This window comes from Halomonas sp. 25-S5, assembly GCF_029889845.1.
Lineage (GTDB): Bacteria > Pseudomonadota > Gammaproteobacteria > Pseudomonadales > Halomonadaceae > Halomonas.
In genome coordinates, this window is the sequence record NZ_JARANV010000004.1 from 57615 (window position 1) to 79870 (window position 22256).

Below are 22256 nucleotides of genomic sequence, written 5' to 3' on the forward strand. Positions count from 1 at the left end.
GGCCTTTCCTTTGAGAGGCGAACGGCCCGGAAACACGAAAGCTGGAAGCGGCGCGGCCACTTCCAGCTTCAAGCTTCCGGCGTCAAGCGTGTATCAACCCGCGCGGTAGTTCGGGGCTTCCTTGGTGATCTGCACGTCGTGCACGTGGGACTCGTTGAAGCCGGCCCCGGTGATCTGCACGAACTGCGGCTTGGTGCGCATCTCCTGGATGTCGCGGCAGCCGGTGTAGCCCATGGAGGCGCGCAGGCCGCCCATCAGCTGGTGGACGATGGCGCTCATCATGCCCTTGTAGGGCACGCGGCCCTCGATGCCTTCCGGCACCAGCTTCTCGGCGCCCTCGCTCTTGTCCTGGAAGTAGCGGTCGGCGCTGCCCTGGGTCTGGGACATGGCGCCCATGGAGCCCATGCCGCGGTAGGCCTTGTAGGTACGGCCCTGGAAGAGTTCGATCTCGCCCGGGGACTCCTCGGTGCCGGCCAGCAGGCCACCGGCCATCACGGTGCTGGCACCGGCCGCCACGGCCTTGGCCAGGTCGCCGGAGAAGCGCACGCCGCCGTCGGCGATCAGCGGGATGTCGTAGGGCACCAGCGCCGCGGCGACGTTGGAGACGGCGGTGATCTGCGGCACCCCGACGCCGGCCACCACGCGGGTGGTGCAGATGGAGCCGGGGCCGATGCCGACCTTGACGGCATCGGCGCCGGCCTCGGCGAGGGCCTGGGCGGCCTCGGCGGTGGCGATATTGCCGCCGATCACCTGGATCTGCGGGAAGTGCTCCTTGACCCAGCGCACCCGCTCGATCACGCCCCTGGAGTGGCCGTGGGCGGTATCGACCACCACCACGTCGACCCCGGCCTCGGCCAGGGCGGCCACGCGGTCCGGCGTCTCGGGGCCGGTGCCCACGGCGGCGCCGACCAGCAGGCGGCCGTCGGCATCCTTGGCCGCCAGGGGGAAGGTGCGGGCCTTCTCGATGTCCTGGAAGGTGACCAGGCCGCGCAGGCGGAAGTCGTCATCCACCACCAGCATCTTCTCGACGCGGTGCTTCTGCATCTTGCCCTTGATGATGTCGAGGCTGGTGCCCACCGGCACGGTGACGAGCTTCTCGCCGGGGGTCATGATGTCGGCCACGCTGTCGCCGTGGTTGGGCTGGAAGCGCATGTCGCGCTGGGTCACCAGGCCCACCAGGGTCTCCCCCTCCACCACCGGGAAGCCGGAGAAGCCGTGCTCCTCGGCCATCGCCAGCAGGTCCGCCAGCTTGGCCTTGGGCCCCACGGTGACGGGGTCCTTGACGATCACGCTCTCGTGCTTCTTGACCTTGCGTACCTCGGCCGCCTGGTGGGCGATGGTCATGCTCTTGTGGATGATGCCGATGCCGCCTTCCTGGGCCATGGCGATGGCCAGGCGGGCTTCGGTGACGGTATCCATGGCGGCGGAGACGAGCGGGATGTTCAGGAAGAGGTCGCGGGTCAGGCGGGTCCTGAGGCTGACCTCGTTGGGCAGGACATCGGAATACCCGGGCAGGAGTAATACGTCATCGAACGTAAGAGCTTCTTGGGCCATACGTAGCATATGCGGCAACACCCAGTGAACTGGTGGGAGGGAGTGAAGTTAATCCCCCATTATAGCGACCCTGGCCGGGGGCCGGCAATCCGCGTGGCGGCTATCCGGCTATCCGGCTCCCCTGCCGCCCCGGGCGCTGCCACCACAGCCGCGGCGCGTGCTAGGGTATTCCCCTCCACCCGCCAGGGATGATCGCGCCATGCCCCGCCCCGAGGATGCCCCGCTTTCCGTCAGCGAGCTCAACCGCCGCGCCCGCCAGGCGCTGGAGCAGGATGTCGGCGAGGTCTGGGTGGAGGGCGAGCTCTCCGGGGTGTCGCGGCCGGGCTCGGGGCACATCTACTTCACCCTCAAGGATGACCGGGCCCAGCTGCGCTGCGCGCTGTTCCGCACCCGGGCGCGCTTCGTCGCCGCCCCCCTGCGTGACGGCGACCGGGTCAAGGTGCGCGGCCAGGTGTCGCTGTTCGAGCCCCGCGGCGACTACCAGCTGATCGTCGAGGCGGTGCAGGCGGCCGGCGTTGGCGAGCTGCTGGCGGCCTTCGAGCGGCTGAAGGCCCGGCTCGCGGCCGAGGGCGTATTCGCCAATGCGCGCCCCCTGCCCTATCCGCCACGGCACCTGCTGGTGCTCACCTCGCCCACCGGCGCGGCGATCCGCGATGTGCTGGCGGTGCTCGCGGCGCGCTGGCCGCTTACGCAGGTGACGCTGATCCCGGTGCCGGTGCAGGGGCGCGAGGCCGCCCCGGCGCTGATCTCGGCGCTGGGCCTGCTCAACCGCCAGCAGGCGCTGGACCCGGCCCGCGACGCCATCCTGATCACCCGCGGTGGCGGCAGCCTGGAGGACCTGTGGGCCTTCAACGACGAGCACCTGGCCCGGGCGATCTTCCACTCGCGGTTGCCGGTGATGTCGGCGGTGGGCCACGAGGTGGACGTCACCCTGGCCGACTTCGCCGCCGACCTGCGCGCCCCCACCCCCTCGGCCGCCGCCGAGCAGCTGGTGCCCGACCGCCGCGAGCGGCGCCACCGCCTCGAGCGGCTGGCCGAGCGGCTCACCCGGGCCCAGCATGCCCGCCTGGAGACCGAGGCCCAGCGCCTGGACCACCTGCGGGCCCGGCTGCGTCACCCCGGCGAGGTGCTGGCCGCGCGCCGCCGGCAGCTGGCCCAGCTGGAGGGGCGGCTGCGGCGGGCCATGCAGGCCAGGCTCGCCAGCGAGCGGCGCCGCGAGCACCACCTGCGCCAGCGCCTCGCCCTGCGCTCGCCGGACCGGCTGGTGGAGCAGGCCCGGCAGCGCCTCACCCGGGCCCGCTGGCGGCTCCACCAGGCCATGCCGCGGGCGCTGGCCCGCCATCGCGAGCGGCTGGGCGGGTTGGTCCGCGAGTTGCAGGCCGTCAGCCCGCTGGCGGTGCTGGGCCGGGGCTATGCGATCCTCGAGGACGACCGGGGCCGGGTGGTGCGCCGGGCGGCGGACACGAGCCCGGGCCAGTCACTCGAGGCCCGGCTGGGCGAGGGGCGACTCGCGCTCACGGTGGCCGGCGTCGAGGCCGACAATCCCGGGTCCCATGGCGGGAAGACATCGAAGCGATAGATAATGGAATATATGTATTCCATAACATGATAACTACACTGATACCATCGCCTTGAGGACGACGAGCCCATACCCATATCCCAAGGAGCCAGGCACTTCCCCGGGCCCGACAATCGGACGCCCGGGGGTCACACCCCCAACCCACAGGGAGCAACACCATGTCACTACGCATCAATGACGTCGTACCCGATTTCGAGGCCGACACCAGCCAGGGCCCGATCCGCTTCCACGAGTGGCTCGACGACAGCTGGGCGATCCTGTTCTCACACCCCAAGGACTTCACCCCGGTCTGCACCACCGAGTTCGGCGCCGTGGCCAAGCTCGGCGAGGAGTGGAAGAAGCGCGGCACCAAGGTGATCGGCGTCTCCGTGGACGGCGTGGAGGACCACAAGAAGTGGATCAATGACATTTCCAGCTTCGCCAGCTGCGACGTCGGCTTCCCGATCATCGCCGACGAGGACCTCAAGGTCGCCAAGCTGTTCGACATGCTGCCGGCCGATGCCTACCTGCCGGACGGCCGCACCCCGGCCGACAGCGCCACCGTGCGCTCGGTGTTCATCATCGGCCCGGACAAGCAGCTCAAGCTCTCCATGACCTACCCGATGAACGTCGGCCGCAACTTCGCCGAGGTGCTGCGCGCCCTGGACGCCCTGCAGACCGCCAACGGCAAGGGCGTGGCCACGCCCGCCGACTGGACCGTCGGCGAGGACGTGATCATCCCGCCGACGGTCTCCGACGAGGATGCCAAGGCGAAGTTCGGCGAGTTCGAGACCATCTTCCCCTACCTGCGCAAGACCAAGCTGCCCAAGTAAGGCTAGCGGTTCGCCATACCCCACGATGACCCCTGCTCCGGCAGGGGATCTTGCGTTGGGGGCTAGTGGTGCTCGGGCTGGCGGGCGGCCGGCTTGAAGGCGCTGGGCTCGAGCTCGTGGCGGGCCAGCAGCTTGTAGAAGTCGGTGCGGTTGCGCCCGGCGATGCGCGCCGCCTGGGTGACGTTTCCCTCGGTGATCTTGAGCACCTTGACCAGGTAACTGCGCTCGAAGCCGGCGCGGGCGTCGTTGAAGGTCGGCAGGGCGTTGTCCTCGGCGGCCAGCGCCTGGGCCACCAGCCCCTCGGGGATCATCGGCGAGGTGGTCAGGGCCACGCACTGCTCCACCACGTTGACCAGCTGGCGCACGTTGCCGGGCCAGGCCGAGGCGGCCAGCAGGTTGAGCGCCTCCGGGGAGAAGCCCTTGACGAAGGGCTTGTGCCGGGCGGCGGCCTGGGCGACCAGGTGCTTGGCCAGCAGCGGGACGTCCTCGGCGCGCTCCTTGAGCGGCGGTAGCCGCAGGTTCACGACGTTGAGGCGGTAGTAGAGGTCCTCGCGGAACTCCCCCTCGTGCATGGCGCGGTCCAGGTCGCGGTGGGTGGCCGAGATGATGCGCACGTCGATGGGGATCGAGGTGGTGGAGCCGAGCGGGCGGATATGGCGCTCCTGCAGGGCGCGCAGCAGCTTGACCTGCAGCGTCAGCGGCATGTCGCCGATCTCGTCGAGGAACAGGGTGCCGCCGTTTGCCGCCTGGAAGAGGCCGCGGTGCTCGCTCACCGCCCCGGTGAAGGCGCCCCGGGCGTGGCCGAACAGTTCGCTCTCCAGCAGCTGCTCGGGCAGCGCGCCGCAGTTGATCGCCACGAAGGGCTTGTCGGCCCGCGAGCTGGCCTTGTGGATGGCGCCGGCCAGCAGTTCCTTGCCCGACCCCGAGGCGCCGGTGACCAGCACGCTGACATCCGCGGCGGCCACCATGCGGGCCTGCTCGAGGATGCGCTCCATCTCGGGGCTGCGGGTAATGATCGCCTCGCGCCAGTGGTCGTCGCCCTCGGTGCCGGAGGTGGAGGTCTGGGCCAGGGCATCGTCGATGGCGGAGAACAGCTCGTCGCGATCCACCGGCTTGGTGAGGAAGCCGAACACCCCCTGGCGGGTGGCGCTCACGGCATCGGGAATCGAGCCGTGGGCGGTGAGGATGATCACCGGCAGGCCCGGCACCCGGCGCTGCAGCTCCAGGAACAGGGCCAGGCCGTCCATCTCATCCATGCGCAGGTCCGACAGCACCAGGTCGGGGCGTGCGACCTCCAGCCGCTTGAGGGCCTCGCGGCCGCTCTCCGCGGTGGTGACACGGTAGCCGCGGCTCTCGAGCCGCATGCCCAACAGCTTCAACAGGCTGACGTCGTCATCCACCAGCAGGATGTGCGCACCATGGTCACCGGCGTTGGGCAGGCGTCCGGACTGCTTCATGTCGTCTCTCCCGGTTCATTCATTCTGCTGTCGCAGATTGATGCTCTGTTCGATGGCGGTGAGCTGCTCGAGCTTCTCGGCCATGGCCTCGAGCTCCTCGGTGAGGGCCGCGTTCTCCTCCACGGCGGCCTGGTGCTCGCCCCGGCTCTCGGCCAGCTGGCCGGCCAGGCGGCGACGCCCCTCCAGCTCGTTGAGCCAGTAGCGCAGCAGTGGCTGCAGCTCGGGCGGCGCACCGTGCAGATCGGCCTTGTAGAGCTCCGAGGCACGGTTCCACTGCTGTTCGTCACCCCAGGCGAGCAGCACGGCCCGCGCCAGGCGGCGCTCGGACCTCTCGCCGCCGAGGCGCGTCAGAGTGGCCTCTCGCCACACCCGGTCGCCGCGCTGGGAGGCCAGGCCGAAGGCCACCCAGTCGTCGAGCAGGCAGGGCGCGTTGTCGAAGTCCGGCAGCTCGGCATGGCAGCGCGCCGAGCCGGTGGTGGGGCTCTGGAGGGGCGAGGGGCCGGAGGGCGACTGCAGCGACTCGGGCAGGTATTGGCAGCCGGCCAGCCAGGCCGTGGCCAGGCACAGGAACCAGGGGCGCGCGGTCATGGGGTATCGTTCCTCGAGTGGGCGCCCGCCAGGGCGAGCGTCGGGTGGTCGTGATCCTGTTCGGGAGCCCGGGCCAGCCGCGGCAGGGTCAGGCGAAAGCACACCGCCAGCCGGGTATCGTCCACGAGCGCCAGGCTGCCGTGCTGGAGCCGGGCACAGTCGGCGGCCACCGAGAGGCCGATGCCGGAGCCCTTGAGCGGCCCCTTGCGGCGCCCGCGGCCCTGAAAGAAGGCCTCGAAGAGCCGCTCGCGATCCTCCTCGGCGATCGGCTCGCCGCTGTTGGCCACTTCGATCACCAGCCGGTCGCGCAGCGGCCGGGCGCGGATCTCCAGCGTACCGCCGTCCTCGCCGTAGGCGACGGCATTGGAGATCAGGTTGTCGAGGACCCGTGCCGTGGCGGTGCGGTCGAGCGCCCAGGCCAGGGGGCCATCGAAGCAGCTGACGCGCATCTCCTTGTTGTCCAGCGCCAGGCGGTGCTTGGCCAGCACCTCCTTGGCCACGGTGGCGACGTCCAGCCGCTCGATGTCCAGCTGGCGGTTGTGCTGGAGCAGGTTGTAATCCAGCAGCTGCTCGATCAGCTGCTGCAGCTCGCGCCCACTGGCATCGATCAGGTCGAGGATCTCGCGCTGGCGCGGCGTGACCTCGCCGGCCACGCCGTCGGCGAGCAGCGACGAGCCCTCGCGCACGCTGGCCAGCGGGGTCTTGAGCTCATGGGACATATGGCGCAGGAACTGCTGCTTCTGGGCCTCCAGCTCGTCGAGCCGCGAGGCCAGCCAGTCCAGCCGCTCGTCCAGGGTGACCAGTTCCGCCGGGCCCTTGAAGGGCCGCGGCGTCTGCGCCGCGTCCCCGCCCACGCTACCGATCCCCAGGATGCGCCGTTCGAGCTGGCGGATCGGATGGATGATCAGCCGGGTGAACAGCAGCATCAGCACCAGGCTCGCCGAGACCAGCGCTGCGGTCTGCCACCACAGGCGCACCTGCACGGCCTCGGCTCGGGCACGGATGCCCTCGATGCGCTCGTCGATGCGCCGGTTGGTGGCGCGGCGCATCGCCTCGGTGTGCTGGGCGAAGGGCAGGAAGTCGGAGAGCCGGGCGGTGAACGCCTCGAGCGGCAGGTCGGGCAGCTCGGCGAGGTCGTCGAGTTTCTCCTCCAGCGCTGCCACATCGGGATCATCGGGCAGCAGCTGACGCTGCTGGGCCAACAGCTCGCGGAACTCCTCGAGGCGCTCGCCGTAGATTTGCAGCAGGCTCTCCTGCTCGACCACGGCATACTGGCGCGCACCGCGCTCCATCTCCAGCGCCAGGGCACCCAGCGAGCGGGCACGCCGGGTCTCCTCCACCGCCTGGCGGGCACTGACATCCGCCAGGCGCGACAGCTCGGAGATGGCCTGCCCGGCCTGGATCATCAACACGGCCAACGGCAGCATCACCACCAAAAAGGCCAGCAGCACCAGCTGCAACAGCGAGCGCGGCCTCCAGCGACGCGTAACGGCTGAGGTCATGGACAACGTTCTTTGCAGGAAGGTAACGGGAACCACCATCGTTCATTCCTAAGGATACCAGAGTTCAGCCGAGCGCCCCGTGGCCAATCGGTGCCAGCTCGCAGCAAACATTCCGCCAGCAAACATTCCGCCAGAAAAAAAGGGCCGGCAGAGCCGGCCCAATACGCAGGGAACTGAAGGGTCAAGACATTCGCTCAATCGACGACCTGGTCCGTCCTTTGCCCGAATGTCCATGGGCCGGGGAGGCCCCGAAGCCATGAGGCGCCATCTGCCACCAGGGGCTGGTCATCCTCATGCGGGTGGCAAGCCATCGCATGGCGCGCCGCCCTGCTCCGTTCCTGGCACCACCGCCGCGACCGGAGGCCGATGGCGATGCTGCGCGATTCGATCCCCCACAACGGGGGAGAGGCATCCATGCCAGGGCGTCCTTGCCCTCTCGATACCGATCCTTGCCTGGCGGCGGTACCGTCTCATCGCAACCTAAAGTCACACATCGCTTGGAGCAGACACTGGCCGCGTCGGGGAGCGGGAGCACAGGGCAGTGATGGCCCGCCTCCCTTCGGCGACCGGGAAACGGTTCGAGCCGAATGAACCGTTTTCCCTTGCTCACCCTGACAACTGCCAGCGGCGTGCCATAACTCACACCATCCCTTTTATATCAACAGGTTGAAGACAGGAAAAAGGAGACAGATCGGCAGCGGCCTGCCGAGCGGCCAATCAGCGGGGGGGATCGCGGGATTTTCGTCGCCAAGTGACGACGCCTTTCGGCAGCTTTCCTGGATGGCGCTTATTTTCAGTCGGTTAGCGCGTCTCCGGATGGCGACAGCGCGCCCCTCAGGCGAGGGTCTTGACCAGGATCTTGGATTTGCGCGCGTGGCTGTAAGTGTCGCGACGCAGCGGCGGCAGGGCCTCGATGTCGGCCAGGCGGAAGCCGTGCTCGAAGAACCAGTGGGTGGTGTGGGTGGTCAGGGCGAACAGCGCCGAGAGCCCCAGGCGGCGGGCCCGGCGCTCGACCTCGGCGAGCAGCAGCTCACCGCGCGCCCCGCCCCGGTAGTCGTCGTGGACCGCCACGCAGGCCAGCTCCCCCATCGTGGCCTCGCCGAAGGTATGCAGGGCGGCGCAGCCGATGATCATGCCGTCGCGCTCGATCACCACATAGTCGTCGATCTCGTACTCCAGCCGCTCCCGGGAGCGCGGCACCAGCATGCCCCGCCGCTCCAGCGGCTCGAGCAGCTCGAGCAGGCCGCCGATGTCGCCAAGCTCCGCCGGCCGCAGCTGCTCGTAGCGATGCTCGGTGATCATGGTGCCCACGCCGTCGCGGGTGAACAGCTCGCCGAGCAGGGCGTCATGGTCATGCCAGGAGAGCAGGTGGGTGCGGGCCACGCCATGCCGCGCAGCGGCGCAGGCCGCGCCGAGGTGTCGGGTCAGCTCGCTGGACGGGTCGGCCTGCTGGAGCAGTGGCTCGGCCTGGCCCGGGGTCAGCTGGCGCTGCAGCTGGCCGCTGCGGTCGAACAGCCCGCTGGCCTCGCCGAGCAGGATCAGCTTGTCGGCGCCGAGCGCCGTGGCGGCATGGCGAGCCACCTCGGCGGCGTCCAGGTCGAAGACCTCGCCCGTGCTGGAGAAGCCCAGCGGCGGCAGTGCCACCAGCGAGCCGCGCTCGAGCAATCCCTCGATGGCCTCTGCCCGCACCCGACGCACCTCGCCGCTGTGGTCGAAGTCGACGCCTTCGCGCACGCCCAGCGGCTTGGCCATCACCAGGTTGCCGGAAACCACGGTCATCTCGATGCCGTGCAGCGGCGTGTTGGGCAGCCCCGGCGAGAGCCGCGCCTCCAGCCACAGGCGCTGCTCGGCGGCGATGCGCTCTACCCGCGCCATGATCGCCTCGTCGGCCACCCAGCGGCCCTGGTGGTAACGGGGCACGATGCCCGCCTCGTCCAGGGCCTGCTGCACCTGGGGACGGATACCGAACACCACCACCAGCCGCACGCCCAGGGTATGCAGCAGCGCCAGGTCCTGAATCAGCTGCTCCCCTCGCCCGCTGGCCATGGCCTCGCCCTCGATCAGGATCACGAAGGTGCGCCCCCGGTGGGCATTGATGTAGGGGGAGGAATTGCGGAACCAGTCGACGAAGGGGAAACGAGTATCCAAGGCCGCACTCCGGCAGCAGGTGAACGAAGGGGGAGTCGACAGCCACTATATCAGAGCGACGAAAAAGGCGGCACCGTCAAGCTGCCAAGCTGCCAAGCTGCCAAGCTGCCAAGCTGCCAAGCTGCCAAGCTGCCAAGCTGCCAAGCTGCCAAGCTGCCAAGCTGCCAAGCAGCAGCATGGAATCCGCCGCCGCAAAAGAAAACCCGAAGGCCGAGGCCTTCGGGTTTTCTTGTAGCTCGGCGCTTGTAGCTCGGCGCTTGTAGCTCGGCGCTTGTAGCTCGGCGCTTGTAGCTCGGCGCTTGTAGCTCGGCGCTTAGCCGAACATGCCCTTGAAGGTGAAGAAAAAGAGGATGGCGAGGCCGGCGCCGGCCGGCAGGGTGATCAGCCACGACATGGCGATGGTGCCGATGACCCGCAGGTTGAGTGCCGCCATGCCGCGGGCCAGGCCCACGCCCAGCACCGCCCCCACCAGGGTCTGAGTGGTAGAGATCGGCAGGCCGGTGCCCGACGCCAGTACCACGGTCACCGCGGCCGCCAGGGTGGCGGCGAAACCGCGGCTCGGGGTGAGCTCGGTGATGCCGGTGCCCACGGTGGCGATCACCTTGTGGCCGTAGGTGACCAGGCCGACGACGATGCCGCCGCCGCCCAGCACCAGCACCCACCAAGGCACCAGGGCCGCCCCCTCGATCTCGCCGCCGGTCTGCACCACGCTGATCACCGCCGCCAGCGGCCCCACGGCGTTGGCCACGTCGTTGGAACCGTGGGCAAAGGCCATGGCGCTGGCGGTGAAGATCATCAGCACGCCGAAGACACGCTCCACCCCGGAGAAGCCGAACTGGTCGGACTGGCGGCTCGACGCCTTGACGCGACGCTCCATGACCACGCCGAGCGCCGCGATCACCAGGCCGGCGAGGATGGCGAGCAGCAGGCTGGCGCCGAAGCCGAGATCCAGGCCGACGTGCTTGAGGCCCTTGGTGAGGGTCACCATGGTCACCGCGAAGCCGACCAGGAAGACGTACATGGGCACGTAGCGCTTGGCCGCGGCGAAGGGGTCGCGGGCCTCGAAGATCAGGTGTTGCACCGACTTGAAGAGGGTGAAGGCGATGGTACCGGCCAGCAGTGGCGAGACCACCCAGCTGGCGGCGATGGCGCCCACGGCCCCCCAGTCCACCGCGCCCGCGCCCAGCCCCGCCACCGCGAAGCCGACGATGGCGCCAACGATGGAGTGCGTGGTCGACACCGGCCAGCCCTTCATGGAGGCGAGCAGCAGCCAGGTCGCCGCCGCCAGCAGCGCCGCGAGCATGCCGTAGACCAGCAGCTGGGGGTCCTTCTGCAGCAGCTCGGGGTCGATGATGCCCTTGCGGATGGTGTCGGTGACTTCGCCGCCGGCCAGCCAGGCGCCGAGGAACTCGAAGATCACGGCGATGATGATCGCCTGCTTGATGGTGATGGCCCGAGAGCCCACCGAGGTGCCCATGGCGTTGGCCACGTCGTTGGCCCCGACGCCCCAGGCCATGAAGAAGCCGAAGAGACAGGCGAGGATGATGAAGATCTCACCGTGCTGCGCAATGATCGACATAGGGAGGGTTCCCTTGTAGCGGTCGGAAGAAGGTCGACACGACACGGCCCCGGGATCGCCGGGGCCGTTGCGTTCAGTTGGCCGTCATGATCTGTAGGCGGCTGCCGACGCGCTCGGCGCGGTCGGAGAGCTCGCCCACCCAATCGATGATCTTGTAGAGGAACATCACGTCCACCGGGGGCAGGCGGTCCTCCAGCTCGAAGAGCTGGCGGCGGATAGTCACCTGCTGGCCGTCGGCCTGCTGCTCGAGCGCGTGCAGCTCGCGGATCATCTTCTGCATCACGTCGGCGACGTTGCGACCGAAGCCGGACTCGAGCAGGTCCTTGAGCTCCTCCAGGGCGTGGCGGGCCTGGGCCACGCAGGCCACCGAGGTGCGCATGTAGTCGCGCATCGGCTGGGCCAGCTCCTGGGGCATCTGCATGCGGCGACCCAGCATGATGCCGGTGATGTCGCGGACCTTGTTGGCGATCTTGTCCTGGACGCTGATCAGGTCGAGCAGGTCGGAGCGCGACACCGGCAGGAACATGGTGTTGGGCAGGTTGAGGCGCAGGTCGGTCTTGAGCTCGTCGGCCTCATGCTCGAGGCGCGTGATGGTCTCGCGATGCTGGGCGGCGGTGTCCCAGTTGCCCACGAGGGAGGCCTCGAAGAAGGGCAGCAGCTCGTCGGCACACTCGTTGGCCTTGACGATATGGGCCAGCAGCGGATGGAATGGCGAGCGGCCGAACATCGCGGAGAAGGGATTGGATGTCACCATGGGGCATCTGTGAACCTGGAAAATGGCGGCGTCAGTATAGAGACTGACACCGCCACCGTCATGAAAAAATCATCCATTATTCATCGAACCGAGGTGGCGCCCCGATGGCAGACGAGATAGAGCTCAAGCTGGCCCTGGGGGCCGAGGCGCCCGAAGCCCTGCGCCGCCACCCCCACCTGGCTGGCCTGACCCCCGCGCTCACGCGCCTGGGCAACACCTACTACGACACCCCCGAGGGCGACCTGGAGCAGGCGCGCATGGCGCTGCGCCTGCGCCGCGCCGGCGACCGCCTGCTGCAGACCCTGAAGACCCGCGGCCAGGGCGGTGGCGGCCTCTCGACCCGCGGCGAGTGGGAGTGGGAGGTGCCGGGCCCGGGGCTCGACCTGCGCGGGCTGGCCGCCCTGCCCCCCATGGCCGAACGCGACCCGGGCCTGCTCGAGCGCCTGGTGCCGCGCTTTGCCACCGATTTCATGCGCGAGACCTGGTGGCTGGAGGAGGACGGCCTGAGCGTGGAGCTCGCCCTGGACCTCGGCGAGATCCGCGCGGGCGGGCAGGCGGTGGCGATCCGCGAACTGGAGCTGGAGCTCAAGGCGGGCGACCCGACCGCGCTCTGGGCCCTCGCCGACGCCCTGGCCGATACGGTCGCCTTGCGTGCCTCGGACACCAGCAAGGCGGCCCGCGGCGGGGCGCTGCTCGGCAGTGGCTGGACGCTGCCCGAGGGCACCGGCGCCGCGGCCTGGCTGCACCGTGCCAGCATGGCGCTGGATGCCCTGGCCGATACCGGCCAGGACGCCTGGCGCGACGAGGCGCGCCGGGCCTTCCAACGCCTGTCGGAACTGGGTGATGATGCCCTCGACGATGAGGCACTGCGCGACGACGCCCGAGGGCTCGCCGAGGCCCTTGGCGCCGAGACCTGGCTGACCCCCGCCTTCGGGCGCCGGATGCTGCGGCTGGCCCGCCGGCTGCCCGGCGACATCGACCTGGCCTGACCGGCCTCGACCACCACAAGGACGAAGCGTGAACCACCTCCCCAAGCCCGCCGGCGAAGGCCTGCGCACCCGGGTCTTCCAGATCATCTTCGAGTCCGACACTCCGCTGGCCAAGGGCTTCGATATCGCCCTGGTCGTGACGATATTCGCCAGCGTGCTGGTGGTGCTGCTGGAGAGCATCGCCAGCCTGCGCGCCGAGTACGCTAGCCTGTTCTTCTGGCTTGAATGGGGATTCACCATCGCCTTCACCCTCGAACTGGCACTGCGACTCTACTGCCTCGAGAAACCGTGGCTCTATCTGCGCAGCTTCTATGGCATCGTCGACGTGATCGCCATCCTGCCCACCTGGCTCACGCTGGTCCTGCCCGGAGCCCAGTCGCTGGTGGTGGTACGCCTGTTGCGTACCCTGCGTATCTTCCGTGTGTTGCGCCTGATGCAGTTTGTCGGCGAGTCGCGCCTGCTGCTCGATGCCCTGCATCGCAGCAGCCACCAGATCCTGCTGTTCTTCTTCGCCATCTTCTGCGTGGTTACCATTTTCGCCTCGGTGATGTACCTGATCGAGCCCCGGGAAGCCGGGTTCACCAGCATTCCCATGGCGATCTACTGGGCCATCGTCAGCCTGACCACGGTGGGCTATGGCGATATCGTGCCAGTGACCCCGCTGGGCCAGGCGATCACGGTGATGCTGATGCTGACCGGCTATTCCATCATCGCCGTGCCCACCGGCGTCTTCTCCGCCCAGGTAATCCGGGCGATCCGCGAGGACCGCTACTCCGACGAGGCCTGCCCCGGCTGCGGCCATGAACGCCACGAGCAACGCGCCCGCTACTGCCTGAAGTGCGGAACCTGGCTGGACGAGACCGCCCCCGACCCACGCCTCTCGGAGGAAGAACGCAAGGCCTGGCGGTACAAGCACGGCGACGAGGAGAGAGACGATAACGGGTCGCCGCCGGCACGCTGAGCCGGCGGCGCATGGAGGTCAGGTCTGGAAGGGGGTGATGTCGCCACGACCCTCGCGGACGATCTTCGGCGGCAGGTCGCGCAGGTCGATCACGCTGGTGGCATCCAGGTGGCAGGCGCCGCCGTCGATCACCAGGTTGAGGTGCGCCCCGAAACGCTCGCGGATCTCCTCGGCGTCGGTCATTGGCAGCTCCTCGCCGACCGGGATCAGGGTGACGCTCATCAGCGGCTCGCCCAGGGCGGCGAGCAGTGCCCGGGTGATGGCATGGTCCGGCACGCGCACGCCGATGGAGCGGCGCTTGGGGTGGAGCAGCAGCCGCGGCACCTCGCTGGTAGCATCCAGGATGAAGGTGTAGGCCCCCGGCGTATGAGCCTTGAGCAGGCGAAAGACATCGTTGTCCACCTTGGCGTAGGTGCCGATCTGGGAGAGATCGGAGCAGACCAGGGTGAAGTTATGCTTGTCATCCAGCGAGCGCAGCCACTTGATCTTCTCGATGGCCTTCTTGTCGCCCAGGTGGCAGCCCAGGGCATAGCCGGAATCGGTCGGGTAGGCGACCACGCCGCCATCGCGAATGATCTGGGTCGCCTGGTCGATCAGGCGCTTCTGGGGGTTGTCCGGATGGATCTGGAAGAACTGGCTCATGCGTGCTCCCTGTGGGGTGGCCGGTGGAAGGTGTCTGTCACTATAGCGCGTCGCGATCCGACGTCCCGGCCTCAGGCGGCTGCCGGGGCGGCGAGGCCGGCCAGGCGCGGGTGGGTCCACACCGGCGGCGTGGCGGTACGTGGCACCGGACTCATGCTGCCCGGCGCCAGGTGGCCGCCGGGGAAGTGGAAGTCGCTGCCCACCGAGCCGTAGAGGTCGCGCTCCTGCAACTGCCGCGCCAGGTCGCGGGTCACGTCGGCATTCTGGAAGCCACTGACCAGCTCGGCGGCCTGGCCCCCGGCGGCGGCGAAGTCGTCGAGCAGCAGGCCGCGCTTGCGCCGTGTCAGGCCGTGGCGCAGCGGATGGGCCAGCACCGCGACCCCGCCGGCATCGAGGATCCAGGCCACCGCCGCGGAGAGGAAGGGCCAGTGGGCCTTGATGTCGCCGGCCTTGCCGTTGCCCAGGTGCTTCTTGAAGGCGGTGCCGATATCGGGCACCAGCCCCGCCGCGACCAGCGCCCGGGCGAAGTCCGGGCGGCCCAGCGGGCGCGCCGATCCGGCCTGCTCGCGGGCCCGCGCCAGGGCATCGGTGAGTCCGACCTTCTCGAGCCGCTCGGCGATGCGCCACGAGCGCCGCTCGCGCGCCTCGGCCTGGGCCACCAGGCCTGGGACCAGATCGCCGCGGGGGCCATCGGGCAGCAACCCCACCACGTGGATGTTGATGCCGCGCCATTGCGTGGAGAGCTCGGTACCGGGAATCAGCCGGATCCCCTCGCGGCGGGCGGCCGCCTGCGCCTCCGCGATGCCGTCCATGGTGTCATGGTCGGTGAGCGCCATATGGGTCAGTCCCCGAGCCCGGCACAGCGCCACCACTTCGGCCGGCGGCAGGGCGCCGTCGGAAGTCGTGGAGTGCATGTGCAGGTCGATGGTAAGGGGATCGCCCTCGAAGCGCACGGGAAGTGCTGTCATGGGCATGACGCCGGCAGGTGACTTTGTCAGAATATCCTTCCATGTTGCGTGCCCGACCGGTGACGGTCAATGCCGGGCGCCAGTCACACCCGCGGCGCGAGCCGCCCACCACCGAGGAAGACCCGAGATGCTCTACGCCATCATCAGTGAAGATGTGAACAACAGCCTGGAGCGGCGCCTGGCCGCTCGTCCCGACCACCTGGCCCGCCTCGAGGCGCTGCGCGATGAGGGCCGCCTGGTGCTGGTCGGCCCCCACCCCGCCATCGACAGCGAGGACCCGGGCGAGGCCGGCTTCACCGGCAGCCTGGTGGTCGCCGAGTTCGAGGACCTGGAGAGCGCTCAGGCCTGGGCCGATGCCGACCCCTACATGATCGCCGGCGTCTACGCCAAGGTGACGGTGAAGCCCTTCAAGAAGGTCATGCCATAGCTCAACCATTTATCAACAGCGGGTTTCCCACAGCTACTGTGGACAAGCCTGTTGAAACGCGGCGGACGCCTTGCGCCAGCGCAGTCAGCAGGCCGCCGAGACGCGAGCGATCAAATCCTGACCAGCCCGCCCTTTCGACCCCCCTAGGGAGCCCCGCCTTGACCGCTGCCCCCGATGACCTGCCCCCGCTCTCCGGCCTGGAGAGCGCCCGCCTGGACTGGCGCCGGGAGGAAGGCGGCGAGGAGGCCCCCCACTCCACGGCCTTCGATGACGTCTATTTCTCGCGCCATGACGGCCGCGCCGAGACCGAGCACGTTTTCATCGCCGCCAACCGGCTGCCCGAGCGGTTCGCCGGCTGGCAGGCGGCGCGCCCCTTCGTGATCGGCGAGACCGGGTTCGGCACCGGGCTCAACATGCTCTGTGCCTGGGCCTGCTTCGATGCCCATGCCCCGCCGGCCGCCCGACTCCATCTGGTCTCCACCGAGAAGTTCCCGCTGCGCCGCGACGACCTGGCCCGGGCGCTGTCCGCCTGGCCGGACCTGGCCGAGCGCGCCGCACGCCTGGTCGCCCAGTGGCCCGAAGCGGTGGCCGGCGTGCACCGGCTATGGCTCGACGTGCGCGTCACCCTGGACCTGCACCTCGGCGACACCGCCGAGCGCCTGGCGCTGCTCGATGGCCGGGTGGACGCCTGGTTCCTCGATGGCTTCGCCCCCGCGAAGAATCCCGAGATGTGGCGACCCGAGCTGTTCGAGGCGATGGCGGCCCGCTCGCGCCCCAGAGCGACCCTGGCCACCTTCACCTGCGCCGGGGTGGTCAAGCGTGGCCTCGCCGCCGCCGGCTTTCGCTGGCGCAAGGTGCCGGGCTTCGGGCGCAAGCGCGAGATGCTGGCCGGCGAGATCGCCGAGCCCACCGCGGATCGCCGCCGCGAGCACTCCCCCTGGTTCTCGCCCCCGGCCCCGCACCGCACCCGTCATATCGCGGTGATCGGCGCGGGCCTCGCCGGCGCCAGCACCGCCGCCGCCCTGGCCCGGCGCGGCGTGACGGTCACCCTGATCGACCGCGAGGGGCCCGGCAGTGGCGGCTCCGGCAACGCCCAGGGCGCGCTCTACGTCAAGCTCGCGGCCGACACCAACCCCCAGAGCCGGGTCTATCTCGCCGGCCTGCTGCACAGCCGGCGCTGGCTCGAGGCCCTCGACCCCGACCGGGAACTCTGGGCGCCCTGCGGCGTGTTGCAGCTGGCCACCCACGAGAAGGAACAGGCCCGCCAGGCGCGCTTCCTGGCCCACCACCCCCTGCCGGAGGGCGTGGTGCGAGGGGTGACGGCGGACGAGGCTTCCCGGCTGGCCGGCACGCCAATCGACCACGGCGGACTTGAGTACCCCCAGGCAGGCTGGGTGCGGCCGGCCGCCCTCTGCGCCCGGCTGGCCGCCACGTCGGGCATCCAGGTTCGTCGCGCGGAGGTGGTCGGCATGACCCCGGACGAGCAGGGCTGGTCGCTGGCGCTGGCCGACGGCGAGCGCCTGGCGGCCGACCAGGTGGTGATCGCCAATGCGGCGCTGGCCAACCGCTTCGCGCCGACGGCGCGGCTCCCGCTGCAGCCGGTGCGCGGCCAGGTCAGCCGGCTCGCCCTGCCCCGGGGCGCCCCCGAGCTCGAACGGGTCATCTGCGCGGGCGGCTATGTGTCGCCGGCGCTGGACGGCGTGCTCACCTTCGGCGCCAGCTTCGCGCCCCGCGAGACGGACACCGGGATCCGCGAGGCCGACCACGCGGCCAACCTGGCGGAGCTTACGGCCACCCTGCCCGCCTTCGTGGCCGCCCTGCGCGAAGCGGGGGCCCGTCTCGACCCGTGTGACCTGGAAGGACGGGCCGCGGTGCGCGCCGCCAGCCCCGACAAGTCGCCCTATGCCGGCCCGGTGCCCGACGCCGAGGCCTGGCAGAGCGACTATGCGGCACTGGCCAGGGACGCCACCCGCGTGCCCGACACACCCGGCCGCCACCATGCGGGGCTATGGATCAGCGCCGCTCACGGCTCCCGGGGCCTGGCCAGCGCGCCGCTGTGCGCGGAGCTTCTCGCTTCACGGATCTGCGACGAGCCGCTGCCGCTGGAACAGCCGCTGGTGGACCACCTCCATCCCGGCCGGCGGCTGATCCGCGACCTGATTCAAGGCAAGCAGCCAGCGAGAGGCGTCGGAAACAGCTCGTAGAGGGAGCCTAGCCCTCCTCGTCGTCGGCCAGGTCGCGGCCGAAGGCGCGCCACTGGGCCAGGGTCATCACCTCGGTGGTCTCGGTCCTGAGGTCATGGGCGATCAGCAGCTCGCCGCGCTCGAGCTGGGCCTTGAGCTGGGCCACCCAGCCGCGCATGCCATCAGAGGTATCGGTGGTGTCATAGCCCTGGCGGGTGACGAAGGCCTCCAGCAGGGCGTCCAGGGTCTCGCCCGGCAGCATGCGGGACGGCACCTCGATAAAGCGATCGCCATTCATGAATCGGTCTCCCCCTTTTCCCAGGCGGCCAGCCGCTCGAGGAAGCTGGCCTCGTCGATGACTTCGACCCCTATCTGCTCGGCCTTCTCCCGCTTGCTGCCGACGGCCTCGCCGGCCACCACGCAGGCGGTCTTGCGCGAGACACTGCCCGCCACCTTGGCGCCCAGGGCCTGGAGTCGCGCCTTGCCCTCGTCGCGGGTCATGCTCTCCAAGGTGCCGGTGAGCACCCAGCTCTGGCCGGCCAGCGGCCGGGGGCGCTCGCCGACCTCCTCCTCAGGCCAGTTCAGCCCGCAGGCGATCAGGTCGTCGATGGTCTCGCGGTTGTGGGGCTGGCGAAAGAAGGTATGCACGTGGGCGGCGACGACGGGGCCCACATCCTCCACGGCCTCCAGCGCCTCGATGTCGGCCCCCATCAGCGCCTCCAGGCGGCCGAAGTGTCGGGCCAGGTTGGCCGCCGTGGCCTCGCCCACTTCACGGATGCCCAGGGCATAGATGAAGCGCGCTAGAGTGGTTTCTTTTGCCTTCTCCAGCGCCGCCACCAGGTTCTCGGCGGACTTCTTGCCCATGCGCGGCAGCTCGGCGAGGCGCTCGGTCTCGAGCCGGAAGAGGTCCGCCGGCGTGGTCACCCAGTCACGCTCCACGAGCTGGTCGATGAGCTTCTCGCCCAGGCCGTCGATGTCCAGCGCCCGGCGCGAGGCGAAGTGCTTCAGCGCCTCCTTGCGCTGGGCGGGACAGTAGAGCCCCCCGGAGCAGCGCGCCACCACCTCGCCCTCCAGGTGCTCGATGTCCGCGCCACAGGCCGGGCAGTGCTCGGGGAAGACGATCGCCCGTGCATCGTCCGGACGGCGCTCCTCCAGCACCCGGACCACCTGGGGAATGACGTCACCGGCGCGACGGATCGCCACGGTGTCGCCGATCATCACGCCGAGCCGGTCGATCTCGTCGGCATTGTGCAGGGTGGCGTTGGCGACGGTGACCCCGGCCACTGAGACCGGCTCGAGCCGGGCCACGGGGGTGATCGCCCCGGTGCGGCCGACCTGGAACTCCACGCCGTTGAGCCGGGTGGTCTCCTCCTGGGCGGGAAACTTGAAGGCGATGGCCCAGCGCGGGGCGCGCGCCACGAAGCCGAGCTCGCGCTGCCGACGCAGGTCGTCGACCTTGATCACCACGCCGTCGATGTCGTAGCCGAGTCCGTCGCGCTTCTCGCCGAGCCGCCGACAGTAGTCGATGATCCCCTCGGCCCCCTCGACCACCGCCAGCTCCTGACTGGTGCGAAAGCCGTACTCGCCGAGCCTGGCCATCAGCTGGCTGTGACTGGCGTCGTCTCGCTGCGGCTCGATGCGCGCCACCTGATAGGCGCTGAACTCCAGCCGGCGCGTTGCGGTGACCTTGGGGTCGAGCTGGCGCAGGCTGCCGGCGGCGGCGTTGCGGGGGTTGGCAAACACCTTGCCGTCCGACTCCCGGGCCCGCTCATTCAACGCCTCGAAGCCTTGATGGCTCATGATCACCTCGCCGCGCACCTCCAGCAGGTCGGGCGGGTCATCACCACGCAGACTCAGCGGGATGGAGCGCAGGGTGCGCAGGTTGGAGGTGATGCCCTCGCCGCTGCGGCCGTCGCCGCGGGTGGCGCCGTTGACCAGCATGCCTTGCTCGTAGACCAGCGACACGGCGGCACCGTCGAGCTTGGGCTCACAGCAGAAGGCCAGCGGCTCGCCATGGCCCTCCAGGCGGTCGGCGACGCGCCTGACGAAGGCCTTGATTTCCTCCTCGCTGAAGGCGTTGTCCAGCGAGAGCATGGGCACGGCATGCCGCACCTCGGGGAAGCCGGCATCGGGCGCGGCTCCCACCCGCCGGGTCGGCGAGTCGGGGGTCACCAGGTCGGGATAGGCGTCCTCGAGCTCCTGCAGGCGGCGAAGGCGGCGGTCATAGTCGGCATCGGTGAGCCGGGGCTCATCGAGGACATAGTAGCGGTAGTTGGCATCGTCGAGCTCGGCACGCAGGCGCGCCACCTCGTCGAGGATCTGCGGGTCGGCTTGGGTCATGACGTCCCTGGTCTGATAATTGCGGGAAAGCTCGAAGCTTGAAGCTTGAAGCTTGAAGCTTGAAGCTTGAAGCTAGGCATCATTTCGTATCCCTGATAACAGAACAACCCCATGGATTCATGGGGTTGTTCCGCTTCAAGCTTACGGCTTACGGCTCCGGGCGTAGCCCGGTCGGCTAATTCACCTGATAGCGGTTGAGGCGATTGCGCCGCTCGAACTCCTGGACCCGCTGGCGGGCGAACCCCACGGTCTGGGCGGTCATCACGCTCTGGTTCTCGTCCTTCAGCTCGCCGCCGAGGTGGCGGACGATGACCATGGCGGTCTCGACCATCGCCTCGAAGGCGGCCGCGGTATCACTGGCGCCCGGCAGCGGCATCAGCAGGGTGATGCCCTGGGTGCGGAAGTCGTCCATGGCCTCGATGGGGAAGGTCCCCGGCTTGACCACGTTGACCATGGAGAACTGCAGGCGGCTCTCGGGATCCTCGGTCTCGAAGCGATGGAAGATGCCCATGTCGCGGCCATAGCGCAGCCCGCAGGCCAGCATCAGGTCGAGCAATGCCGTCCCGGAGAAGCCCTCCTCGTCCCGGGACATCACGCTGATGACGATGATCTCGTCGGCCTGGCTCAGGGTCTCACGGGCATGCTCGGCGTTGACGTCATGGCGAAGGGCCCGTTCCAGCACCGGGTGGGTACGCACCACGTCGTCGCGCGGGGCCACGTCGTCCCTCGCGGTCTCGACCGGTGCCTCCTCGGACGCCTGCCGCGGGTGGTGGGCGGGGGTGAAGAGCGGGTCATCGTCATCGGCAAAGGCCACCGTCTCGGCCTCCAGGCGACGCCGCTCGGCCTCCCGGACGGCCTTCTCGTCCTCGGCCTGCTGGCGACACGCCGCCTCGCGAGCGGCGTTCTCGGCGCGCTGCTGCTCGCGGCGAACCTTCTCGCTGCGCTTGTGCTCACGCCGCTCGGTGAGGCTCTTCTGCAGGGAGGCCCCGAAGCGCTGCATGGAGGAGCCGACCCGCTTGGAGCCGCTCTTGAAGGAATCGCCCATGCCCTCGAGGTCCACCAGGCGATAGTGCTCCTCGTCGGCGTAGGTGTCGTGATCCTCGGGGTCGGCCGCCAGGGGCTGGGTATCCTGCCGTGCTGCAGCGGACTCCATGGGCTTATCATCCAGGCCATCCAGGCTCGAGAGCCCCGGCTCGCGGCGCTCGTCGGCCTCGGGGTAGAGACCCGTCGGCTCCTGATCCGCCGCCGGCGCCGTCACCGGGCCCCCGGCGGGACGGGCGACGCTCGGCTCTCGCTCGCCGGCCGGCCGGGGGCCCGATGCCTCGGGGCCGTCGGCATGCTGCCGGAACTCCGCCAGCACCCGCGAGGGGCCGGGGTGCTCCTGACGCTGCAGCTTGGGCTTGGATTGTACCCCCCGGTCGTCCGCCGGCCTGATGACCCGCGCCCCTCCGTTGGGCAGCTCCCAGTTGATTTCGGCCGCGCGGGCCGCGGCTTCAGGGTCCTCGTCGTTCCCCGTGGGGCCACGCTCGTCACGGTCCGCAGAGACCTGGTCGAGACGTGGAACACGACGCTGACGCTGCAGGCGACGCACACCATCGATGACGATGAGGGTCACCAGCGCCAGCCCTAGTAAGATCAGCCACTCTCTTAGTTCCATGGGTCGTCATGCCTTTTGCTAAGGCGCCATGCCTGATGGTTGTCCGTCAACAGCATAGCGCGATTGCCAAAAAAAGGGCCACTTTTTTTATTTGTCAAGCTCGGCATTTTGCTGCC

At 69.5% G+C, this 22256-nt stretch carries 18 protein-coding genes; 6 read left to right on the forward strand and 12 right to left on the reverse strand.

Annotated elements, in window-relative coordinates; translation table 11 throughout:
* Window positions 1–93: 93 nt before the first annotated feature.
* Window positions 94–1563: an IMP dehydrogenase gene (guaB, locus tag OP498_RS04650; protein WP_280552788.1), complete on the reverse strand. Its 1470-nt coding sequence runs from the start codon at window positions 1561–1563 to the stop codon at window positions 94–96.
* Window positions 1564–1753: 190 nt separating this feature from the next.
* Here guaB and xseA point away from each other — a divergent pair, with 190 nt between their 5' ends.
* Window positions 1754–3133: an exodeoxyribonuclease VII large subunit gene (gene xseA, locus OP498_RS04655; protein ID WP_280552789.1), complete on the forward strand. Its 1380-nt coding sequence runs from the start codon at window positions 1754–1756 to the stop codon at window positions 3131–3133.
* A 158-nt stretch (window positions 3134–3291) separates the two neighbouring features.
* The gene (locus OP498_RS04660; protein WP_280546240.1) at window positions 3292–3945 is read left to right on the forward strand and encodes a peroxiredoxin; all 654 of its coding nucleotides are present in this window, start codon (window positions 3292–3294) and stop codon (window positions 3943–3945) included.
* 62 nt (window positions 3946–4007) lie between these two features.
* Here the strand turns inward: OP498_RS04660 and glrR are convergent, their stop codons facing one another.
* The 6 genes from glrR to OP498_RS04690 form a co-directional block, all read right to left on the reverse strand.
* Entirely contained in the window at window positions 4008–5402 is a 1395-nt protein-coding gene (glrR, locus tag OP498_RS04665) for a two-component system response regulator GlrR (RefSeq protein ID WP_280552790.1), read from the reverse strand.
* Window positions 5403–5417: 15 nt separating this feature from the next.
* A complete protein-coding gene (locus OP498_RS04670) occupies window positions 5418–5990 on the reverse strand; it encodes a hypothetical protein (protein WP_280546244.1) in 573 nt (190 codons plus the stop codon).
* Window positions 5987–7492 (reverse strand): ATP-binding protein, encoded by a 1506-nt coding sequence (locus OP498_RS04675; RefSeq protein ID WP_280552791.1) that lies wholly within the window; start codon window positions 7490–7492, stop codon window positions 5987–5989. Before OP498_RS04675 ends, OP498_RS04670 begins: the two co-directional genes overlap by 4 nt.
* Window positions 7493–8326: 834 nt before the next feature.
* The gene (argA, locus tag OP498_RS04680; RefSeq protein WP_280552792.1) at window positions 8327–9640 is read right to left on the reverse strand and encodes an amino-acid N-acetyltransferase; all 1314 of its coding nucleotides are present in this window, start codon (window positions 9638–9640) and stop codon (window positions 8327–8329) included.
* A gap of 313 nt (window positions 9641–9953) precedes the next feature.
* Window positions 9954–11219 carry an inorganic phosphate transporter gene (locus OP498_RS04685; protein WP_280552793.1) on the reverse strand — a complete coding sequence of 422 codons (1266 nt, stop codon included), beginning with the start codon at window positions 11217–11219 and terminating at the stop codon, window positions 9954–9956.
* 73 nt (window positions 11220–11292) lie between these two features.
* Window positions 11293–11973 carry a TIGR00153 family protein gene (locus tag OP498_RS04690; RefSeq protein WP_280546250.1) on the reverse strand — a complete coding sequence of 227 codons (681 nt, stop codon included), beginning with the start codon at window positions 11971–11973 and terminating at the stop codon, window positions 11293–11295.
* 104 nt (window positions 11974–12077) lie between these two features.
* Here OP498_RS04690 and OP498_RS04695 point away from each other — a divergent pair, with 104 nt between their 5' ends.
* Both OP498_RS04695 and OP498_RS04700 read left to right on the forward strand, forming a co-directional pair.
* Complete coding sequence (locus OP498_RS04695) at window positions 12078–12962, forward strand: CYTH domain-containing protein (protein WP_280552794.1); 885 nt, start codon at window positions 12078–12080, stop codon at window positions 12960–12962.
* A gap of 28 nt (window positions 12963–12990) precedes the next feature.
* On the forward strand, window positions 12991–13923 hold the full coding sequence (locus tag OP498_RS04700) for an ion transporter (protein ID WP_280552795.1): 933 nt from the start codon (window positions 12991–12993) through the stop codon (window positions 13921–13923).
* A gap of 18 nt (window positions 13924–13941) precedes the next feature.
* Here the strand turns inward: OP498_RS04700 and OP498_RS04705 are convergent, their stop codons facing one another.
* The gene (locus OP498_RS04705) at window positions 13942–14565 is read right to left on the reverse strand and encodes an L-threonylcarbamoyladenylate synthase (RefSeq protein ID WP_280552796.1); all 624 of its coding nucleotides are present in this window, start codon (window positions 14563–14565) and stop codon (window positions 13942–13944) included.
* 71 nt (window positions 14566–14636) lie between these two features.
* Complete coding sequence (locus OP498_RS04710; protein ID WP_280552797.1) at window positions 14637–15539, reverse strand: PHP domain-containing protein; 903 nt, start codon at window positions 15537–15539, stop codon at window positions 14637–14639.
* A gap of 121 nt (window positions 15540–15660) precedes the next feature.
* Between OP498_RS04710 and OP498_RS04715 the strand changes: the two genes are divergently transcribed.
* Together OP498_RS04715 and mnmC are read left to right on the forward strand one after the other, a co-directional pair.
* On the forward strand, window positions 15661–15960 hold the full coding sequence (locus OP498_RS04715; protein ID WP_280552798.1) for a YciI family protein: 300 nt from the start codon (window positions 15661–15663) through the stop codon (window positions 15958–15960).
* Window positions 15961–16118: 158 nt separating this feature from the next.
* Window positions 16119–18164: a bifunctional tRNA (5-methylaminomethyl-2-thiouridine)(34)-methyltransferase MnmD/FAD-dependent 5-carboxymethylaminomethyl-2-thiouridine(34) oxidoreductase MnmC gene (gene mnmC / locus OP498_RS04720; RefSeq protein WP_280552799.1), complete on the forward strand. Its 2046-nt coding sequence runs from the start codon at window positions 16119–16121 to the stop codon at window positions 18162–18164.
* Window positions 18165–18171: 7 nt separating this feature from the next.
* Here the strand turns inward: mnmC and OP498_RS04725 are convergent, their stop codons facing one another.
* From OP498_RS04725 to zipA, 3 genes are all read right to left on the reverse strand, one after another.
* Entirely contained in the window at window positions 18172–18441 is a 270-nt protein-coding gene (locus tag OP498_RS04725) for a YheU family protein (protein WP_280546261.1), read from the reverse strand.
* Window positions 18438–20483: an NAD-dependent DNA ligase LigA gene (ligA, locus tag OP498_RS04730; protein ID WP_280552800.1), complete on the reverse strand. Its 2046-nt coding sequence runs from the start codon at window positions 20481–20483 to the stop codon at window positions 18438–18440. Before ligA ends, OP498_RS04725 begins: the two co-directional genes overlap by 4 nt.
* 175 nt (window positions 20484–20658) lie before the next feature.
* Complete coding sequence (gene zipA, locus OP498_RS04735; RefSeq protein WP_280552801.1) at window positions 20659–22140, reverse strand: cell division protein ZipA; 1482 nt, start codon at window positions 22138–22140, stop codon at window positions 20659–20661.
* Window positions 22141–22256 lie beyond the last annotated feature (116 nt).

Coding starts and splice junctions, on each gene's coding strand:
- guaB (WP_280552788.1), bottom strand. CDS start 1,563: ATGCTACGTATGGCCCAAGAAGCTCTTACGTTCGATGACGTATTACTC.
- xseA (WP_280552789.1), top strand. CDS start 1,754: ATGCCCCGCCCCGAGGATGCCCCGCTTTCCGTCAGCGAGCTCAACCGC.
- OP498_RS04660 (WP_280546240.1), top strand. CDS start 3,292: ATGTCACTACGCATCAATGACGTCGTACCCGATTTCGAGGCCGACACC.
- glrR (WP_280552790.1), bottom strand. CDS start 5,402: ATGAAGCAGTCCGGACGCCTGCCCAACGCCGGTGACCATGGTGCGCAC.
- OP498_RS04670 (WP_280546244.1), bottom strand. CDS start 5,990: ATGACCGCGCGCCCCTGGTTCCTGTGCCTGGCCACGGCCTGGCTGGCC.
- OP498_RS04675 (WP_280552791.1), bottom strand. CDS start 7,492: ATGACCTCAGCCGTTACGCGTCGCTGGAGGCCGCGCTCGCTGTTGCAG.
- OP498_RS04685 (WP_280552793.1), bottom strand. CDS start 11,219: ATGTCGATCATTGCGCAGCACGGTGAGATCTTCATCATCCTCGCCTGT.
- OP498_RS04690 (WP_280546250.1), bottom strand. CDS start 11,973: ATGGTGACATCCAATCCCTTCTCCGCGATGTTCGGCCGCTCGCCATTC.
- OP498_RS04695 (WP_280552794.1), top strand. CDS start 12,078: ATGGCAGACGAGATAGAGCTCAAGCTGGCCCTGGGGGCCGAGGCGCCC.
- OP498_RS04705 (WP_280552796.1), bottom strand. CDS start 14,565: ATGAGCCAGTTCTTCCAGATCCATCCGGACAACCCCCAGAAGCGCCTG.
- OP498_RS04710 (WP_280552797.1), bottom strand. CDS start 15,539: ATGCCCATGACAGCACTTCCCGTGCGCTTCGAGGGCGATCCCCTTACC.
- OP498_RS04715 (WP_280552798.1), top strand. CDS start 15,661: ATGCTCTACGCCATCATCAGTGAAGATGTGAACAACAGCCTGGAGCGG.
- OP498_RS04725 (WP_280546261.1), bottom strand. CDS start 18,441: ATGAATGGCGATCGCTTTATCGAGGTGCCGTCCCGCATGCTGCCGGGC.
- ligA (WP_280552800.1), bottom strand. CDS start 20,483: ATGACCCAAGCCGACCCGCAGATCCTCGACGAGGTGGCGCGCCTGCGT.
- zipA (WP_280552801.1), bottom strand. CDS start 22,140: ATGGAACTAAGAGAGTGGCTGATCTTACTAGGGCTGGCGCTGGTGACC.